The following is a 15,025-nucleotide window of genomic DNA, read 5'->3' on the forward strand; positions in this document are numbered from 1 at the left end:
CGCGCCACCATTCCCGTGATCGAGCGGTCGCCTATGGTGATCAAGAAGCTCTTGGAGGCTACCGTCGGCAGGCGTAGTACACGATCCAGCGCCTCGCGCAGGTCGAGATTGTCCAGCCCCAGCCCCGGCATGACCAGTGAATGGCGCTCGAAGGAGCGCGTCATCTTGGGCGGCTTACCGAACAGCACGCTCATCGGGAGGTCAACGGGACGCGTGTCGAAATGTCCATCACGGACGTCCAGATGGTGCGCCTCGGTGGCCTCGCCGACCACCGCATAAAGGCAGCGTTCACGCGCGCACAGCGCATCGAATGCCTCTAGATCGTCCGGCGCCACCGCCAACACATAGCGTTCCTGAGCTTCGCTGCACCAGATGGCCAACGGGCTCATGCCGGGCTCGGCATTGGGCACGTCACGCAACTCGAAGCGTCCGCCGCGACCGCCATCCTTGACCAATTCCGGCAAGGCGTTGGAAAGCCCGCCGGCGCCCACGTCGTGGATGAAACACAGCGGGTTGTCATCGCCCAATGCCCAGCAGCGGTCGATGACCTCCTGGGCACGGCGTTCCATTTCCGGGTTGTCACGCTGCACGGAGGCGAAGTCGAGGTCCTCACTAGAAGCCCCCGAGGCCATGCTCGACGCTGCGCCACCGCCAAGGCCGATCAGCATCGCCGGGCCACCCATCACGATCAGCTTGGCACCGACCGGAATCTCGCCCTTGGCGACATGGCCCTCGCGAATGTTGCCGTAACCGCCGGCCAGCATCACCGGCTTGTGGTAGCCGCGCCGTTCGATGCCGCCGGCCCCCACTGCGTCCTGCTCGAAAGTGCGGAAGAAGCCAGCCAGGTTGGGGCGGCCGAATTCGTTGTTGAACGAAGCGCCGCCGATGGGCGCTTTCAGCATGATTTCCAGCGCCGACTGAATGCGCGCAGGCTTGCCGTAATCGAAGGCTTCCCAGGGCTGCACGAACTCGGGAATACGCAGGTTGGAGACCGCAAACCCGGACATTCCCGCCTTGGGCTTGCCGCCGATACCCGTCGCACCTTCGTCACGAATCTCGCCGCCGGCACCGGTCGCTGCACCGGGATGCGGCGCGATGGCCGTCGGGTGGTTGTGAGTTTCCACCTTCATCAGGATGTGAATCGGCTCCTGATGAGCCGCGTAGCTGGCCCGCGTCGCTTCGGGCGCGTTGATGTTCGCCGTTCGCGCGGCTTCGGGCGCATTAAGCAGTCGCGCGGTTTCGGGCGCGTTAAGCAGCGGCGCGGCGAAGAAGCGTCCGGCTTCAGTGCCACGTATCACGGCGGCGTTATCGCTATAAGCGGAAAGGATCCCGTCGCTGGAGCACGCATGCGTGTTCTTGATCATCTTGAACAGCGAGTACGGCTGCGCTTCGCCGTCGACATGCCAATCGGCATTGAAGATCTTATGTCGGCAGTGCTCGGAATTGGCCTGCGCGAACATCATCAATTCGACATCAGTGGGATTGCGATCGAGCCCCTGGAAGGCATTGAGCAGGTAGTCGATCTCATCGTCGGCCAGCGCCAGTCCCAAGGCGTCATTGGCCTCCGCCAACGCGGCACGCCCACCGCTGAGCACATCAACACGCCCCAGCGGCGCCGGCTCGTGGCGCTCGAAGAGCTTGGCCGCGTCGCTCGCATTGGAAAGTACCGTTTCCGTCATCGGATCGTGAAGCGCCGCTACCAGGCTGGCGAAGGCCGCCTCGTCGAACGAACCTTTGAGCGTCACACGGTAGGCGATGCCGCGCTCGATCCGGCGAACTTGCGTCAAACCACAGTTGTGGGCGATATCGGTGGCCTTCGATGACCACGGCGATAGCGTGCCCAAGCGTGGCACGACCAACAACAGATGCCCTGCGTCATCGGCGTCTCCACCGTCACGGACGGGACCGTAGCTCAGCAGCTGCGCCAGCATCTCTTGCGCCGCGTCATCGAGCGCATCCTGGTGATCGACGAAATGAACGTAATCGGCATGCAGCGCCTCGACCTCGGGCACGGCATCACGCAACGCAGCTAGCAGCTTGGCATGACGGAAGGCGGAAAGGGCGGGCGCTCCTCGCAGTTCGAGCATGTCGAATGGGCCTCTGGGACAACAAGTAGACGATGCCGCGGGCGGCGGCCAATGAGCGATCATGATACTGGAAAAGGCCCCGACGGGCGAAGACACCTTCATGTCCTGGCCATTGCGTGGAATCGCTGCCAGGTGACACAAGGCGCAACGCCCGCTAAGGTGGCCTTTCTCATCGCTGACTCGAACTGGCATGCTCGATGCTCTCTTACGCTACATGCGGCCAGCCGCGGCCACACTCGTCGCCCTGCTGGCGCTGCTGATTCCCGACGGCCGGACGCTCCCCAATCGGGACGCCGCGTTGTCGGACGTTTTCTCGCGTGATTTCATCCAGGTATTCACCCGCAATACGCCGTCGACCTATTACGAAGGTCGCCACGGTCCGACGGGGTTCGAATACGAGTTGGCACGGCAATTCGCCGAGTCGCTGGACGTCAGCCTATCGATCGATAGCCAGGGCAGCATCGGCGAGGTACTCAATGCCGTGCGCGATGGTCGCGCCGACATCGGTGCCGCCACTCTGGCGCTCGACCCCGCCGAACCCGGAGTGAATTACACCCGCCCGATCATGTCGATGCAGCCCATCGTCATCTATCACCACGGCATTACCCCTCCCAAGGCACCGGGAGACCTCCTGGGGCTGGATATCGCCGCACTGCGTGGCTCGGGAACCGGCCATGCGCTTCGCGATCTGCAGGAATCTCTCCCCAAGTTGACGTGGCGAGAAACCGACGAGCTGGAAGTCACCGATCTCATCGAAATGGTCGAGAATGGCGAACTCGATGCCGCCGTCGTCTATGCCCATCAGTTCAAGCTCAATCGGTTGTTCTTTCCCGACGTCGAGAGCGGCTTTCCTCTGGGCGAGCCACAAAGTCTGGTGTGGGCGCTCCCCAAGCACAGCGGCGTGGCACTTTTGCAAGCCGCCAACCAGTTTATCGCGCGTCTTAGAGACCACGGTGACTTGGCGGACTTGATCACACGCTACTTCGGTCATGACAGCTACCTCGAATACGTGGGTGCGAGCCTTTTCATCCGTCATGCCCAAAATCGCCTACCCCGCTATGAAGACGCTTTCAAGCAAGCGGCGCGCGATTCCGGCTTCGACTGGAAACTGTTGGCTGCACTGGGCTACCAGGAATCGCACTGGAAACCGCGCGCGACCTCGCCGACCGGCGTTCGCGGCCTGATGATGCTGACCAACGCCACCGCCGCCGAGGTCGGCGTAAGCAACCGGCTCGACCCCGAGCAGAGTATCGAGGGAGGCGCCATCTATCTCGGTAATGTGAAGGGTCGTCTGCAGGAAGAGATCACCGAGCCGGACCGTACGTGGATGGCGCTTGCCGCCTACAATGTCGGCCTAGGGCATCTCTACGATGCCCAGGACATCGCCAAGATGCGGGGAGGCGATCCTTACCAGTGGAAGGACGTGCGCAAGGCGCTACCCCTACTGCAGAAGCAACAGTGGTATAGCAAGGTCCATCACGGCTACGCGCGTGGCGGCGAGCCGGTGATTTACGTGCGCAATATTCGTCGCTATTACGAAATTCTCAACTACGTGGATCGCAGTCGACGCCAGTTTCACCAGCTCGGCGAACGCGACGATTCGATGCTACAGGGAACGCCTTTCGACACCGTTCCACCCGTGCTTTAGCGTTCTCCCCATGCCTCAGATCAGTCGCGCCGCGCGGCGAAAAAGGTTTGCAGGAGTCGCGTCGCACGCGTGGCCAGCAGCCCGCCTTCTACCTGGACACGATGATTGAACCAAGGCTGAACAAACAAGTTGGCCCGTGACTCGACCATACCGCTCTTGGGTTCGGCGGCACCGTACACGACCCGGGCCAACCGCGCATGGATGATCGCCCCGGCGCACATCATGCAAGGCTCCAAGGTGACGAAGAGCGTACAGCTATCCAGCCGATAATTGCCCAGATGCGCGGCGGCATCACGCAAGGCGCGCACCTCGGCATGCCCACTCGGGTCATGGCACGACACCGGCGCATTGAAACTCGCCCCCACGACCTCGCCACTGGGCTCGACCACCACCGCGCCCACCGGCACTTCGCCTGCCTCCAGTCCCATGCGCGCTTGATCCAGCGCACGGTGCATGTAGAAGGTATCGCTGCGCATCACAGGGGCGCTCCGGTATGCTGGTAGAATTGAGACAATCGTATGAACATGAGTCATCAGAAGGATGCCGGCATGACGCAACCACTCGCCACCCTCGTCGAACTACTAGGCCTGGAATCCTTGGAAGAGGATCTGTTTCGCGGTCGTAGCCAGGATCTCGGCCTTCCTCAGTTGTTTGGCGGCCAGGTGCTCGGCCAAGCGCTTTCCGCCGCCACCCGCACGGTCGATGCAGCACGCCGCGCCCACTCGTTGCACGGCTACTTTCTGCGTCCCGGTGACGCCAAACGCCCGGTAGTGTATCAGGTCGATCGCGTACGCGACGGCGGGAGCTTCACCACACGGCGCGTCAGCGCCATCCAGAACGGCAAGACCATTTTCTTCTGCAGCGCCTCATTCCAAGGCGAAGAACCGGGCTTCGGCCATCAGCGCGAGATGCCCGACCTCGCGTCACCCCAATCGCTGCTCGAAGCCGGCGCCGAGGTACAGCGCTTCGACGGTCATCCCATCGAGTTCCTGCATTTCCCGGATACCACCACCGACATGCCGCGCAAGCGCCTATGGTTCCGCCTCGCGGGTGAACTGCCCGAGGATGGCTCACTGCATCGCTACCTACTTGCCTATAGCTCCGATTTCAATCTCTTGACCACCAGCCTCGTCTCGCACGACACCTTTTTCGGCGATTCTCGGCTGCAGATCGCGAGTCTCGATCATGCCCTGTGGTTCCACGACGACGTGACCATCAACGACTGGCTGCTATATGACATGGAAAGCCCGTGGGCCGGTGGGGCACGCGGATTCGCGCGTGGCAGCATCTACGATCGCCAGGGGCGCTTAGTAGCGTCGGTGGCGCAGGAAGGATTGGTCAGGCGTCGCTCTTGAGCCGCAAAATAATGGCACTTTACCCGAGACGAAAAAACGCCAGCGGCAGTGCCGCTGGCGTTTTCGCTCGTAGCTCGTAGCTCGTAGCTCGTAGCTCGTAGCTCGTAGCTCGTAGCTCGTAGCTCGTAGCTCGTAGCTCGTAGCTATTCAGCCCTCTTTGAGCGATGCCATGTCGATGACGAAGCGATAACGTACGTCGCCTTTCTGCATACGATCCCAGGCCTCATTGATGTTCTGGATATCGATCATCTCGACATCGCAGGTAATGCCCTTCTCGGCGCAGAAATCCAGAAACTCTTGGGTCTCGGGCATACCGCCGATCAACGAGCCCGCCAGCACACGACGCCGGAAGATAAGGTTGCCACCTGCCACGCCGGGCTCCAGTGGTTGCATCTGGCCGACCAAGATGTGCGTACCATCGTACTTCAGGGCCTCCAGGTACGGATTCAGGTCGTGCTCGTTGGGCACGGTATCGAGCATAAAGTCGAAGGTCTCGGTGACCGCCTCCATCTGCTCCTCATCGGTGGAAACCACCACATGATCGGCGCCGTTGGACTTGGCTTCGGCGATCTTGCTCTCGGAGCGCGTGAACAGCGTAACCTCGGCACCCAATGCCTGGGCCAGCTTGACACCCATGTGACCAAGCCCGCCCATACCGATGACGCCGACCTTATGACCCGGCTTGACGCCGTAATGCTTGAGCGGCGAATAGGTAGTGATACCGGCGCACAGCAGTGGCGCAGCGGATTTCAAATCAATGCCTTCAGGCATGCGCACTACGAAGCGCTCGCTGACCGTGACCCGGTCGGAATAGCCACCCTGAGTGAGGCTATCATCGTGACGATCGGGGCTGCCGTAGGTCATGGTGAACCCTTCGGCACAATACTGCTCCAGCCCATCGTCGCAAGCCTGGCAATGGCGGCAGGAATCGACCATGCACCCCACACCGACAACGTCACCTTCCTTGAAATTGGCGACATCGCTACCGACGGATGTCACGCGCCCGACGATCTCATGGCCCGGCACGACCGGATACTGCGCTATTCCCCAGTCGTCGCGCGCGAAGTGCAGATCGCTGTGGCAAACGCCGCAGTAGAGAATCTCGATGGCGACATCATCGGGGCGCGGCGTACGGCGCTCGAAAGCATATGGTTCGAGTGCCGACTCCGCAGAATGCATTGCATAGCCTGTAGCTTGTGGCATAGCGAATATCCTATCACTGATGAGTGCAACCGCGTACCGGCTCGGCGAATCGCCCAACCTGGGTCGCGAACACGCCTAGTGTGAGCGTCGTCGACGATTTCCTCCATGCCCGATTCTGTGTGATATTTGCCCAGAGCTCTTGCATCGCCCTCTCAACCGCCTGATAGACGGTATTTTTCATGCACGATATTATCTTTATCTGTATTCGCCATTGTCGAGGAACTGCCCCATGACTCACCCATTGCCCCCGCACTTGACGGCCGTCGGGGCCAGTGCTGAACCTTCCTCGGAGACTCGGTTGGCGACGCGCTTGGCAGCGCTGACTACCGGAGATGGCTTCACGTCCACTACGCTGCCCGGCGTACAACTGATTACCTCGCATTGTGGTCACCCGCGCACGCCCCTCATGTACGAGCCCAGCCTGGTGATCATCGTCCAAGGCAACAAGACAGGCTATCTCGGCGAACGCATCATTCACTACGGCGCCGGCCACTATTTGATCCAGGCCATGCCGCTGCCGTTCGAGTGCGAAACTCACGCTTCCGACTCCAGGCCTTTGCTGGGCTTGTCGGTGAGCCTCGACATGGCCATGCTCAGCGACCTCGTGGCGCGCCTGCCATCGACGACCTGTGCACGCATGCCCGCCCCCATGGCCGCTGTATCCATGGATCCCGACATGGAAGAGAATGTGTCACGGCTCATCGATTGTCTCGATGACCCCGAGCAAGCCGCAGCGCTAGGCGATGGGCGCATCCGTGAAGTCCTGTTCACCGCGCTGCGCGGGCCGCAGGGCGCCTCGTTGCGTCAGCTGGTTGCCTACCATGGCCAATACTCGCGCATCGCCGAGGCGCTGACTTTCCTGCATCATCACTATACTAGGACCCTGAACGTTGACGCGCTCGCGCAACGCGTCAATATGAGCGCCTCGCATTTTCACCATCACTTCAAGCGCACCACGCAACTCGCGCCGATGCAGTACCTCAAGCGCCTGCGCCTGCTCAAGGCGCGCGCCCTACTCACCCAGCAGGGGCATCAGGTCGCGCAGGCCGCCACCCAAGTGGGCTATCAAAGTGCATCGCAGTTCAGCCGCGATTACAAACGCTATTTCGGACGAAGCCCGTTGGAGGATCGACAACGCGTCACCCACGCCGCGTCGTGATACCTCAAGTGGCGACACTCAAATAAGCCCCATCACGCCTCGCACGGCGTAGTAACCGCCCACCAGGGTGACCAACCAGCGCGTCCAGCCACGGAAGCTCGCATCGGTGAGCCGCTTCAGGATGGCGTTTCCCGAACGCGTCCCCAGGAAACTCAAGGGGATCGCCAGGGCGATCCAACCCCACTGTCCCCGCTCCAGTGCCAGCACCGCCTGGACATAAAACACCACCTTGATGGTATGCGCGATGACTTGAATCGCCGCCTTGGAGGCCACGACCGTGCGCCGGTCGAGCCGCGTGCGTACGAAGCCGATATCGATGGTCGGCCCGGACACCCCCGCGGCGATCGTCAAGCCACCGGCCACCAGGCCGCACAGAATGGCATCGACACGACGCGAGACATCGAACCGGAACCAGCGACGAGGCAGCCACACCAGAATCGGCATGACCCCGATCAAAAGCAGCACCACATGCTCGTCGGGGGTATAGCGCATGCTGGCCAGCAAAGCCGCCGCGATAATCACGCCCAGTACGATCCACGCCACGATGCGCCAATCGATGTAACGCCTTGAGAGCCAGGCACGCGAGGCGTTGGAGCCCATTTGGATGATGCCGTGCACAGCGATGGCCGTGGTAGCCGGCATCCACGCCAGCAGAAACCCCATCAGGATCAAGCCGCCCGCCATGCCAAAGACGCCGGATAGCGCCGAGGCAAAAAACACCACGCCGAGAAACACCAAAGAAAGAGGAAACGTCATGCCTGTCCCAGGCCGCCTCCGTATCGCCTATTAATCAGCACACATTCACGCACGCTCACAGCACCTTGAGCGTCGGCCAGGCGTGTCTCGGCCGCGCCACCAGGGTGTCACTCAATGCCTCACCCGCCGCCCCGCTGGTCAGCATCACATCGAAGCTTTCGAGGTCGGCGAAAAACGCCGGACGCACCCGGTCGAGTTTACTCTCGTCGGCGACGAGGATGCGTTGCACAGCAGTCTCCAGCGCCACCTGCTTGGGTACCACCTCATGGAAATGGAAGCAGCTCACCCCCTTGTCGGCATGCACGCCGGCGGCGGATATAAAGGCCTTGTTGATACCCAAGCGACGAATCGCAGTGACCAGTTCCTCACCTCCGAAGGACTGCGACACGGGATAATAGAGACCACCCAGCAACACCAGACGCACATGGGGCAATGCCATTTGCTCGATGGCATTGGCAACGTTTAGCGCGTACGTCACCACCGTCAGCGGCATGTCGGGATCGAGCCGGTCGAACAACGGAATCAGCGTCGTGCCACAATCCACGAAGATCGTGTCATCGGCCTCGATCATGCGTGCCGCCTCATCGCACATACGCTGCTTGGCCTGTGCGAAGCTATCCTGCTGGGTGGCGAAGTCGTATCCGGCGGACACCTGCGGATGCTCGGCCAGCAGCAAGCGCCCGCCCAGCGAGACGATGGTGTCCTGGCTGGCGGCTATGTCGCGGCGTATGGTCATCTCCGACACCTGGCAGCGTTGGGCGGCCTCGGCAATCGGCAGCATGCCTTCCGAGCGCAAGGTGTCCTGTAGCCATTGAAGGCGTGCCGCACTGCGGCTGTTCATTGCAAATATCTCCGTCGACACGCCGGTCAACGAGCCTAGCTCGCCCTCCCCCGGCACATTTTGTTAGCTTAGCCACAATTTTTCTGTTAGAAAAATAACAAAAGCGGTCCAACAATAAAGACAAGGACATTACCATGCCAACGTCTTCCTGCGCGTCTTCCGGCACATTCGTCGTCCGCGCGACCGACTCATCGACCCATGCATACGCGTCTGGCGCATGCATATCACTCGGGAACTCACATATATGACCGACCTCCAACCCATCGCTCGTCAGGCGCTCGGCCTGATGGATCTGACCTCACTCAACGACGATGACGACAGCACCCGCATCCAGGCACTATGCCGCCGTGCCGACACGCCCGACGGTCGTCCTGCCGCGCTGTGCCTGTATCCAGCCTTCATCGAGGACGCCCAGCGCGAACTCGACGCCCTCGGCCTGACCCGGCGCGTGCACATTGCCACGGTAACCAATTTTCCCGACGGCGCCCCCAACGCAGAGCGCGCCGCGCGCGAGACACGTCTCGCCGTGGCCGCCGGCGCCGACGAAGTCGACGTGGTCTTTCCCTATCGCGCCCTGCTCGACGGCGCGCCCGATGTCGGCCGCCTGCTCGTCGAGGCTTGCCGTGAAGCCTGCGGCGGCGCAACCTTGAAGGTTATCCTCGAGAGCGGCGAACTCAAGGATCCCACTCTTATCCGCCAGGCTGCGGAAATCGCCATAACGGCAGGTGCCGACTTCATCAAGACGTCTACCGGCAAGGTCGCCGTCAACGCCACCCTCGAATCCGCCGAGATAATGCTCGAGACGATTCGTGACAGCGGCCGCGACGTCGGCTTCAAAGCCGCCGGCGGCATTCGCACCACCGAGGATGCCAAGGCCTATCTCGAGCTGGCTGCGCGGATCATGGGCGAGGACTGGATTAGTCCCGCACACTTCCGTTTTGGCGCCTCGGGGTTGCTCGATGCACTGCTCGCCACTCTGGAAGTCGGTGAAACCCAGGCGCCCCAGGACGGTTACTAGTCACTGCCCGAAAAGTATCTGCGTTCATCGGCAGATATCGACACTCAACGGCAGACATCGACAATCAAGGACCAACAACAACGCGGACATCGCCATGCTGATTCAAGACATCCTCCGCCGTAAGCGTGACGCCGAGGCCCTCGACGCCGACGCCATCCATACTTTCATGCGCGGCGTCGCCGACGGCAGCGTGGGCGACGCCCAGATCGGCGCCTTCGCCATGGCAGCCGTGCTCAATGGCATGAACCGCGCAGAGGCCATCGCGCTGACCGAAGCCACCCGCGACTCCGGCCAAGTCCTGCGCTGGAACGACCTGGACATCGACGGCCCGGTGCTCGACAAGCACTCCACCGGCGGCGTAGGCGACCTCGTGTCACTGGTGCTGGGACCGTGGATCGCCGCCTGCGGCGGCCACGTGCCTATGATCTCGGGGCGTGGACTCGGCCACACCGGCGGCACACTGGACAAGCTCGAAGCGATTCCCGGCTATGACGTCACCCCCAGCGACGCGCGCTTCCGCCAACTGGTCAAAGACGTCGGCGTGGCGATCATCGGCCAGACCGGTACCCTCGCCCCCGCCGACAAGCGCTTGTACGGCGTACGCGACGTGACCGCCACGGTGGAATCGATGCCGCTGATCGTGGCCTCGATTCTGGGCAAGAAACTGGCCTGCGGCCTCGATACTCTGGTCATGGACGTCAAGGTCGGCAGCGGCGCTTTCATGCCCACTCCCGAGGCCTCCCGGGAGCTGGCCGAGGCCATCGTCGCCATCGGTAGCGGCGCTGGCACGCCCACCAGTGTGCTGTTGACCGACATGAACCAACCGCTGGCCGACTGCGCCGGCAATGCGCTGGAAGTCCACGAGGCGCTGCGGCTGCTTGGCGGTAGTGGTAAAGAGAGCCGCCTCTATCAAGTGACGCGGTCGTTGGCCCAAGAAATGCTGCTCCAGTCGGGATTAGCAAGCGACGCAGAAGACGCCGAAACTCGCCTGGATCGGGCCCTCGATTCCGGCGAGGCACTGGAGCGCTTCTCGCGCATGGTGCATGGCCTCGGCGGCCCGAGCGACCTCGCCGAACGTCCCGAGCACTATTTAGCGCCCGCACCCTTCACGACCGATGTCGTCGCGCCTCGAACCGGCACCGTCAACGGCATCGACACACGCGCGCTGGGGCTCGGCGTGGTCGAATTGGGCGGCGGGCGTCGCAACGCCGGGGATACCATCGATCATCGCGTCGGCCTCTCGCAGATCGCCGCGTTGGGTCAGCGCGTCGATGCCGGCCAACCTCTATTGCGCCTCCACGCCGCCAGCCAGGCCAACGCCGAGGCCATCAAACGCCAATTGGAGGCGGCCTTCACACTCGGCGAGGAAAGTCTCGTCGCGTCGGCGTCGCCGATCCACGCCACTCTGCGTAAGGAGGATCTGTCATGACCCGCGCCGTTCTATTAGTACTTGACTCCTTCGGCATCGGCAACGCGCCGGACGCCACCGCCTTCGACGATGCCGGGGCCGATACGCTAGGCCATATCGCCCGTCATCGCGCCGCTGCCGGCCGGCCGCTTGCATTGCCCAACCTGGCAAGCCTGGGCCTCTATCACGCGCATCACCTTGCCACCGGCGAGTGGGCAGCAGGCGTCACCCTGCCCGAGCGCGTCGACGGCGCCTACGCGGCGGCGGCCGAGATTTCCTCAGGCAAGGACACGCCCTCCGGGCACTGGGAAATCGCCGGTGTGCCGGCGCTGTTCGAATGGGGTTACTTTCTCGACAAGACGCAGAGCTTCCCATCCGAGCTTCTGAAAGCGCTAATCGAGCGCGCCGACCTGCCCGGCATACTCGGCAACTGCCATGCGTCCGGCGTGCCGGTGCTTCAGGAGCTGGGCGAAGAACATATCGCCACCGGCAAGCCCATCGTCTATACCTCGGCGGACTCGGTATTCCAGATCGCCGCCCACGAGACCCATTTCGGGCTGGACCGCTTGTACGCGCTGTGCGAAATCGCCCGCGAGCTGCTGATGCCCTACAACATCGGTCGCGTCATCGCTCGCCCCTTCGTCGGCGAGACATCGGCCACCTTCGAGCGCACCGGCAACCGCCGCGACTACGCCATCGAACCGCCCACGCCCACCGTGTTGCAGAAACTGCATGATGGCGGCGGTACGGTGCTCGGTGTGGGCAAGATCGGCGATATCTACGCTCACTGCGGCGTTTCGAAAGTGCTCAAGGCGCACGGCCATGACGCGCTGTTCGATGCCACGCTCAAAGCCATCGATGAAGCGGGCGACCGAACGCTGGTGATGACCAACTTCGTCGACTTCGACACGCTCTACGGCCACCGCCGCGATCCGGATGGCTACGCCGAGGCCCTGGAAGCCTTCGACCGTCGCCTGCCGGAAGTGCTCGCCAAATTGCGTCCCGATGATCTGCTCATCCTCACCGCCGATCACGGCAACGACCCAACCTGGCGCGGTACCGATCACACTCGCGAACAGGTCCCGATTCTGATCGCCGGTGATGCCCTCACTCCCGGCAATTACGGCCGCCGCGAGACCTACGCCGACATCGGTCAGACGCTCGCCGAACATTTTGGCCTGAGCGCGATGGAACACGGACGAACGATGTTGAACGAAAGCCCCAAGAACGGAGACGAATGAGATGGCTACGCCGCATATCGATGCCCCCGCAGGCGCGTTCGCCGACACCGTGCTCATGCCCGGCGACCCACTGCGCGCGCAATTCATCGCCGAGACGTTTCTGGACGACGTGGAATGCGTCAATCAGGTACGCAACATGCTTGGCTTCACCGGCACCTACCAGGGCCAGCGCATCTCGGTGATGGGCAGCGGCATGGGCATTCCCTCGATCTCGATCTATGCCAAGGAACTGATCACCGAGTACGACGTCAAGCGCCTGGTGCGTGTGGGCTCCTGCGGTGCGGTGCGCGACGATGTCGCCGTCAACGACATCGTCGTCGGCATGGGCGCGTGTACCGACTCCGGGGTCAATCACACCCGCTTCAAGGGCCACGATTTCGCCGCCATCGCCGACTTTGACCTGACCCGGCACGCCGCCGACGCTGCCCGCGCCCGCAGCACTCCCGTCAAGGTCGGCAATCTGTTCTCGGCGGACCTGTTCTACTCGCCCGACGACGCCATGTTCGAACTCATGAAGCGCCACGGCGTACTCGGCGTCGAGATGGAAGCCGCCGGCCTTTACGGCGTTGCCGCCGAGTTCGGCGCCCGCGCATTGACCGTATGCACGGTTTCCGATCATATCCTGAAAGGCGAAGCCCTCGATGCGCACACCCGACAGACCGGCTTTCACGAGATGATGGCGATCACTCTCGATGCCCTGCTCCGTGACGCGGGAGAAACGACCCATGGCTGAGACATTCTCCGCACCGCTTTGCGATGCATCGCGCCAAGCCTTGATCGCGGTGCGCGACAGCGCCTACGCGCCCTACTCCCGGCACCCAGTCGGGGCCCTGCTGATCGCCGAGAGCGGCCAGCATTACCTTGGCTGCAACGTGGAAAGTGCCAACTACAAGGGGCTCTGCGCAGAGGCCGGTGCCATCAGTGCGATGATCGCCCAGGGTGAGCGCGAGATCGCCACGCTCTACGTCATCGGGCCCGGTGAACATCTGTGCACACCCTGCGGCGACTGCCGCCAGCGTATCCGCGAATTCGCCACGCCGGACACCTATATCGTCGTCCTCGACGGTGAAGGCACTCCGCTCAAGCAATACACCATGGAACAGTTACTGCCCGACTCCTTCGGCCCGGAAAATCTGCAAAAAAACTCGAGAATGGGCTGATCATCGGAGCACGACAAACTGGCGCATCGCTGTGAAAAACCACTGCCATTCCCGGCTTCAGGCCTGCGCCTCGATCTCTTCGATCCACTGTCGGGCGCGTGGGGACTGTGCGGCGACACGGTCGCGAATCGGGCGGGTACGTTCAGCAAAGGCGCGTTTGTCGACCTCAATGAACTCCACTCCCATCTCATTCTTGGCCGTGGCGACCGCATCCTCGCTGGCACGCTGCCACGCCGCCTTTTGAGTCGAGGTCGACTCAGCAGCGGCACGCGTCAAGGCGTCCTGGTGCGCCTCGGAGAGACCCTGCCAGCTCGCCTCGGAGATCACCAGCATGTCGGGAATCCGCGTGTGTTCGTCGAGGGTGAAGTACTTGGCGACTTCACCATGACGGGCGGTGACCAGCGCCGTTGGATTGTTCTCCGCGCCGTCGACGACGCCCTGCTGCAGTGCAGTGTAAAGATCGCCGAAGGCCAGCGGCGTGGGACTCGCACCCATGAGCTCGACCATCTCGATGGCGGTGGGGCTCGGCTGCACGCGTATCTTGGCGTTTTTCAGATCCGTCGGCGATTCGATGGGTCGCGTGGCGTAAAAGCTGCGCGCGCCGGAATCGTAGTAGGTCACCCCGCGAAAGCCTCGCCCCGCCGACGCGGCCAGGATATCGCGGCCGATCTCGCCTTCGAGTATGCGGTCGTAATGTTCATCGCTCTCGAAGAGATAGGGCACGTTGAGCAGCGAGAAGACCGGATCGAACGCCTCGAGTTCGCTGGCGTTGGTCTTGGCCATGTCGAGAATGCCCGCCTGCACCAGCTCGACGGATTCGCGCTGGTTGCCGAGCTGGGCGTTAGGATAGATCTCGATCTTCAACGTATCGTCGGTGAGCGCGAGGACACGCTCCGCCATTTGCTGCATGGCCCGGTGGACCGGATGCGCCGTGGTCAGGTTATGGCTGAGCCGCAGCGTCCGGGTGTCCGCAGCGACGGCGCCACGAATCCCCAATCCCGCCAGCAAGAGCGACCCAGCCCCCCAGGCACACAGTTCTCGCCGTGTCGTCATCGCTCGCCTCTCGTCACCGGAAGACGCAACAGAGCAACAGCTTCGCTCGTCGACGTCAAACCGACCTTGGTCGATATTGTCAGCCGGCCGCGAGGC

14 protein-coding genes are annotated in these 15,025 nt (G+C 62.5%); 8 read left to right on the forward strand and 6 right to left on the reverse strand.

What is annotated here, in order from left to right; translation table 11 throughout:
- A partial coding sequence (gene purL / locus OP495_RS07955) for a phosphoribosylformylglycinamidine synthase (RefSeq protein ID WP_280568427.1) occupies positions 1-2,087 on the reverse strand: 2,087 nt, incomplete at its 3' end.
- Between the two features lie 190 nt (positions 2,088-2,277).
- Between purL and mltF the strand changes: the two genes are divergently transcribed.
- Positions 2,278-3,735: a membrane-bound lytic murein transglycosylase MltF gene (gene mltF, locus OP495_RS07960; protein WP_280562980.1), complete on the forward strand. Its 1,458-nt coding sequence runs from the start codon at positions 2,278-2,280 to the stop codon at positions 3,733-3,735.
- A gap of 20 nt (positions 3,736-3,755) precedes the next feature.
- Here the strand turns inward: mltF and tadA are convergent, their stop codons facing one another.
- A complete protein-coding gene (tadA, locus tag OP495_RS07965; protein WP_280562979.1) occupies positions 3,756-4,211 on the reverse strand; it encodes a tRNA adenosine(34) deaminase TadA in 456 nt (151 codons plus the stop codon).
- 72 nt (positions 4,212-4,283) lie between these two features.
- Between tadA and OP495_RS07970 the strand changes: the two genes are divergently transcribed.
- A complete protein-coding gene (locus OP495_RS07970) occupies positions 4,284-5,090 on the forward strand; it encodes an acyl-CoA thioesterase II (RefSeq protein WP_280568429.1) in 807 nt (268 codons plus the stop codon).
- A gap of 147 nt (positions 5,091-5,237) precedes the next feature.
- Here OP495_RS07970 and OP495_RS07975 read toward each other — a convergent pair whose 3' ends face one another.
- Complete coding sequence (locus OP495_RS07975) at positions 5,238-6,293, reverse strand: NAD(P)-dependent alcohol dehydrogenase (protein WP_280568431.1); 1,056 nt, start codon at positions 6,291-6,293, stop codon at positions 5,238-5,240.
- A 229-nt stretch (positions 6,294-6,522) separates the two neighbouring features.
- Between OP495_RS07975 and OP495_RS07980 the strand changes: the two genes are divergently transcribed.
- The gene (locus OP495_RS07980) at positions 6,523-7,452 is read left to right on the forward strand and encodes an AraC family transcriptional regulator (protein WP_280562975.1); all 930 of its coding nucleotides are present in this window, start codon (positions 6,523-6,525) and stop codon (positions 7,450-7,452) included.
- A gap of 18 nt (positions 7,453-7,470) precedes the next feature.
- Here OP495_RS07980 and OP495_RS07985 read toward each other — a convergent pair whose 3' ends face one another.
- The gene (locus OP495_RS07985) at positions 7,471-8,208 is read right to left on the reverse strand and encodes a sulfite exporter TauE/SafE family protein (RefSeq protein ID WP_280562974.1); all 738 of its coding nucleotides are present in this window, start codon (positions 8,206-8,208) and stop codon (positions 7,471-7,473) included.
- A 55-nt stretch (positions 8,209-8,263) separates the two neighbouring features.
- Positions 8,264-9,049, reverse strand: coding sequence for a DeoR/GlpR family DNA-binding transcription regulator (locus tag OP495_RS07990; protein WP_280562973.1), 786 nt, complete (start codon positions 9,047-9,049; stop codon positions 8,264-8,266).
- A gap of 244 nt (positions 9,050-9,293) precedes the next feature.
- On the opposite strand from OP495_RS07990, the gene deoC reads away from it, so the two are divergent.
- From deoC to cdd, 5 genes are all read left to right on the forward strand, one after another.
- Entirely contained in the window at positions 9,294-10,067 is a 774-nt protein-coding gene (gene deoC / locus OP495_RS07995) for a deoxyribose-phosphate aldolase (protein ID WP_280562971.1), read from the forward strand.
- 94 nt (positions 10,068-10,161) lie between these two features.
- The gene (deoA, locus tag OP495_RS08000; RefSeq protein ID WP_280568433.1) at positions 10,162-11,496 is read left to right on the forward strand and encodes a thymidine phosphorylase; all 1,335 of its coding nucleotides are present in this window, start codon (positions 10,162-10,164) and stop codon (positions 11,494-11,496) included.
- A complete protein-coding gene (locus tag OP495_RS08005) occupies positions 11,493-12,716 on the forward strand; it encodes a phosphopentomutase (RefSeq protein ID WP_280568435.1) in 1,224 nt (407 codons plus the stop codon). The genes deoA and OP495_RS08005 overlap by 4 nt, the downstream gene beginning before the upstream one ends.
- A gap of 1 nt (position 12,717) precedes the next feature.
- The gene (gene deoD, locus OP495_RS08010; protein WP_280568440.1) at positions 12,718-13,449 is read left to right on the forward strand and encodes a purine-nucleoside phosphorylase; all 732 of its coding nucleotides are present in this window, start codon (positions 12,718-12,720) and stop codon (positions 13,447-13,449) included.
- Complete coding sequence (cdd, locus tag OP495_RS08015; protein WP_280562966.1) at positions 13,442-13,876, forward strand: cytidine deaminase; 435 nt, start codon at positions 13,442-13,444, stop codon at positions 13,874-13,876. The genes deoD and cdd overlap by 8 nt, the downstream gene beginning before the upstream one ends.
- Positions 13,877-13,933: 57 nt before the next feature.
- Here cdd and OP495_RS08020 read toward each other — a convergent pair whose 3' ends face one another.
- Positions 13,934-14,929 (reverse strand): TRAP transporter substrate-binding protein, encoded by a 996-nt coding sequence (locus OP495_RS08020; protein ID WP_280568442.1) that lies wholly within the window; start codon positions 14,927-14,929, stop codon positions 13,934-13,936.
- Positions 14,930-15,025 lie beyond the last annotated feature (96 nt).

Source organism: Chromohalobacter sp. 296-RDG, assembly GCF_029889885.1.
Lineage (GTDB): Bacteria > Pseudomonadota > Gammaproteobacteria > Pseudomonadales > Halomonadaceae > Chromohalobacter.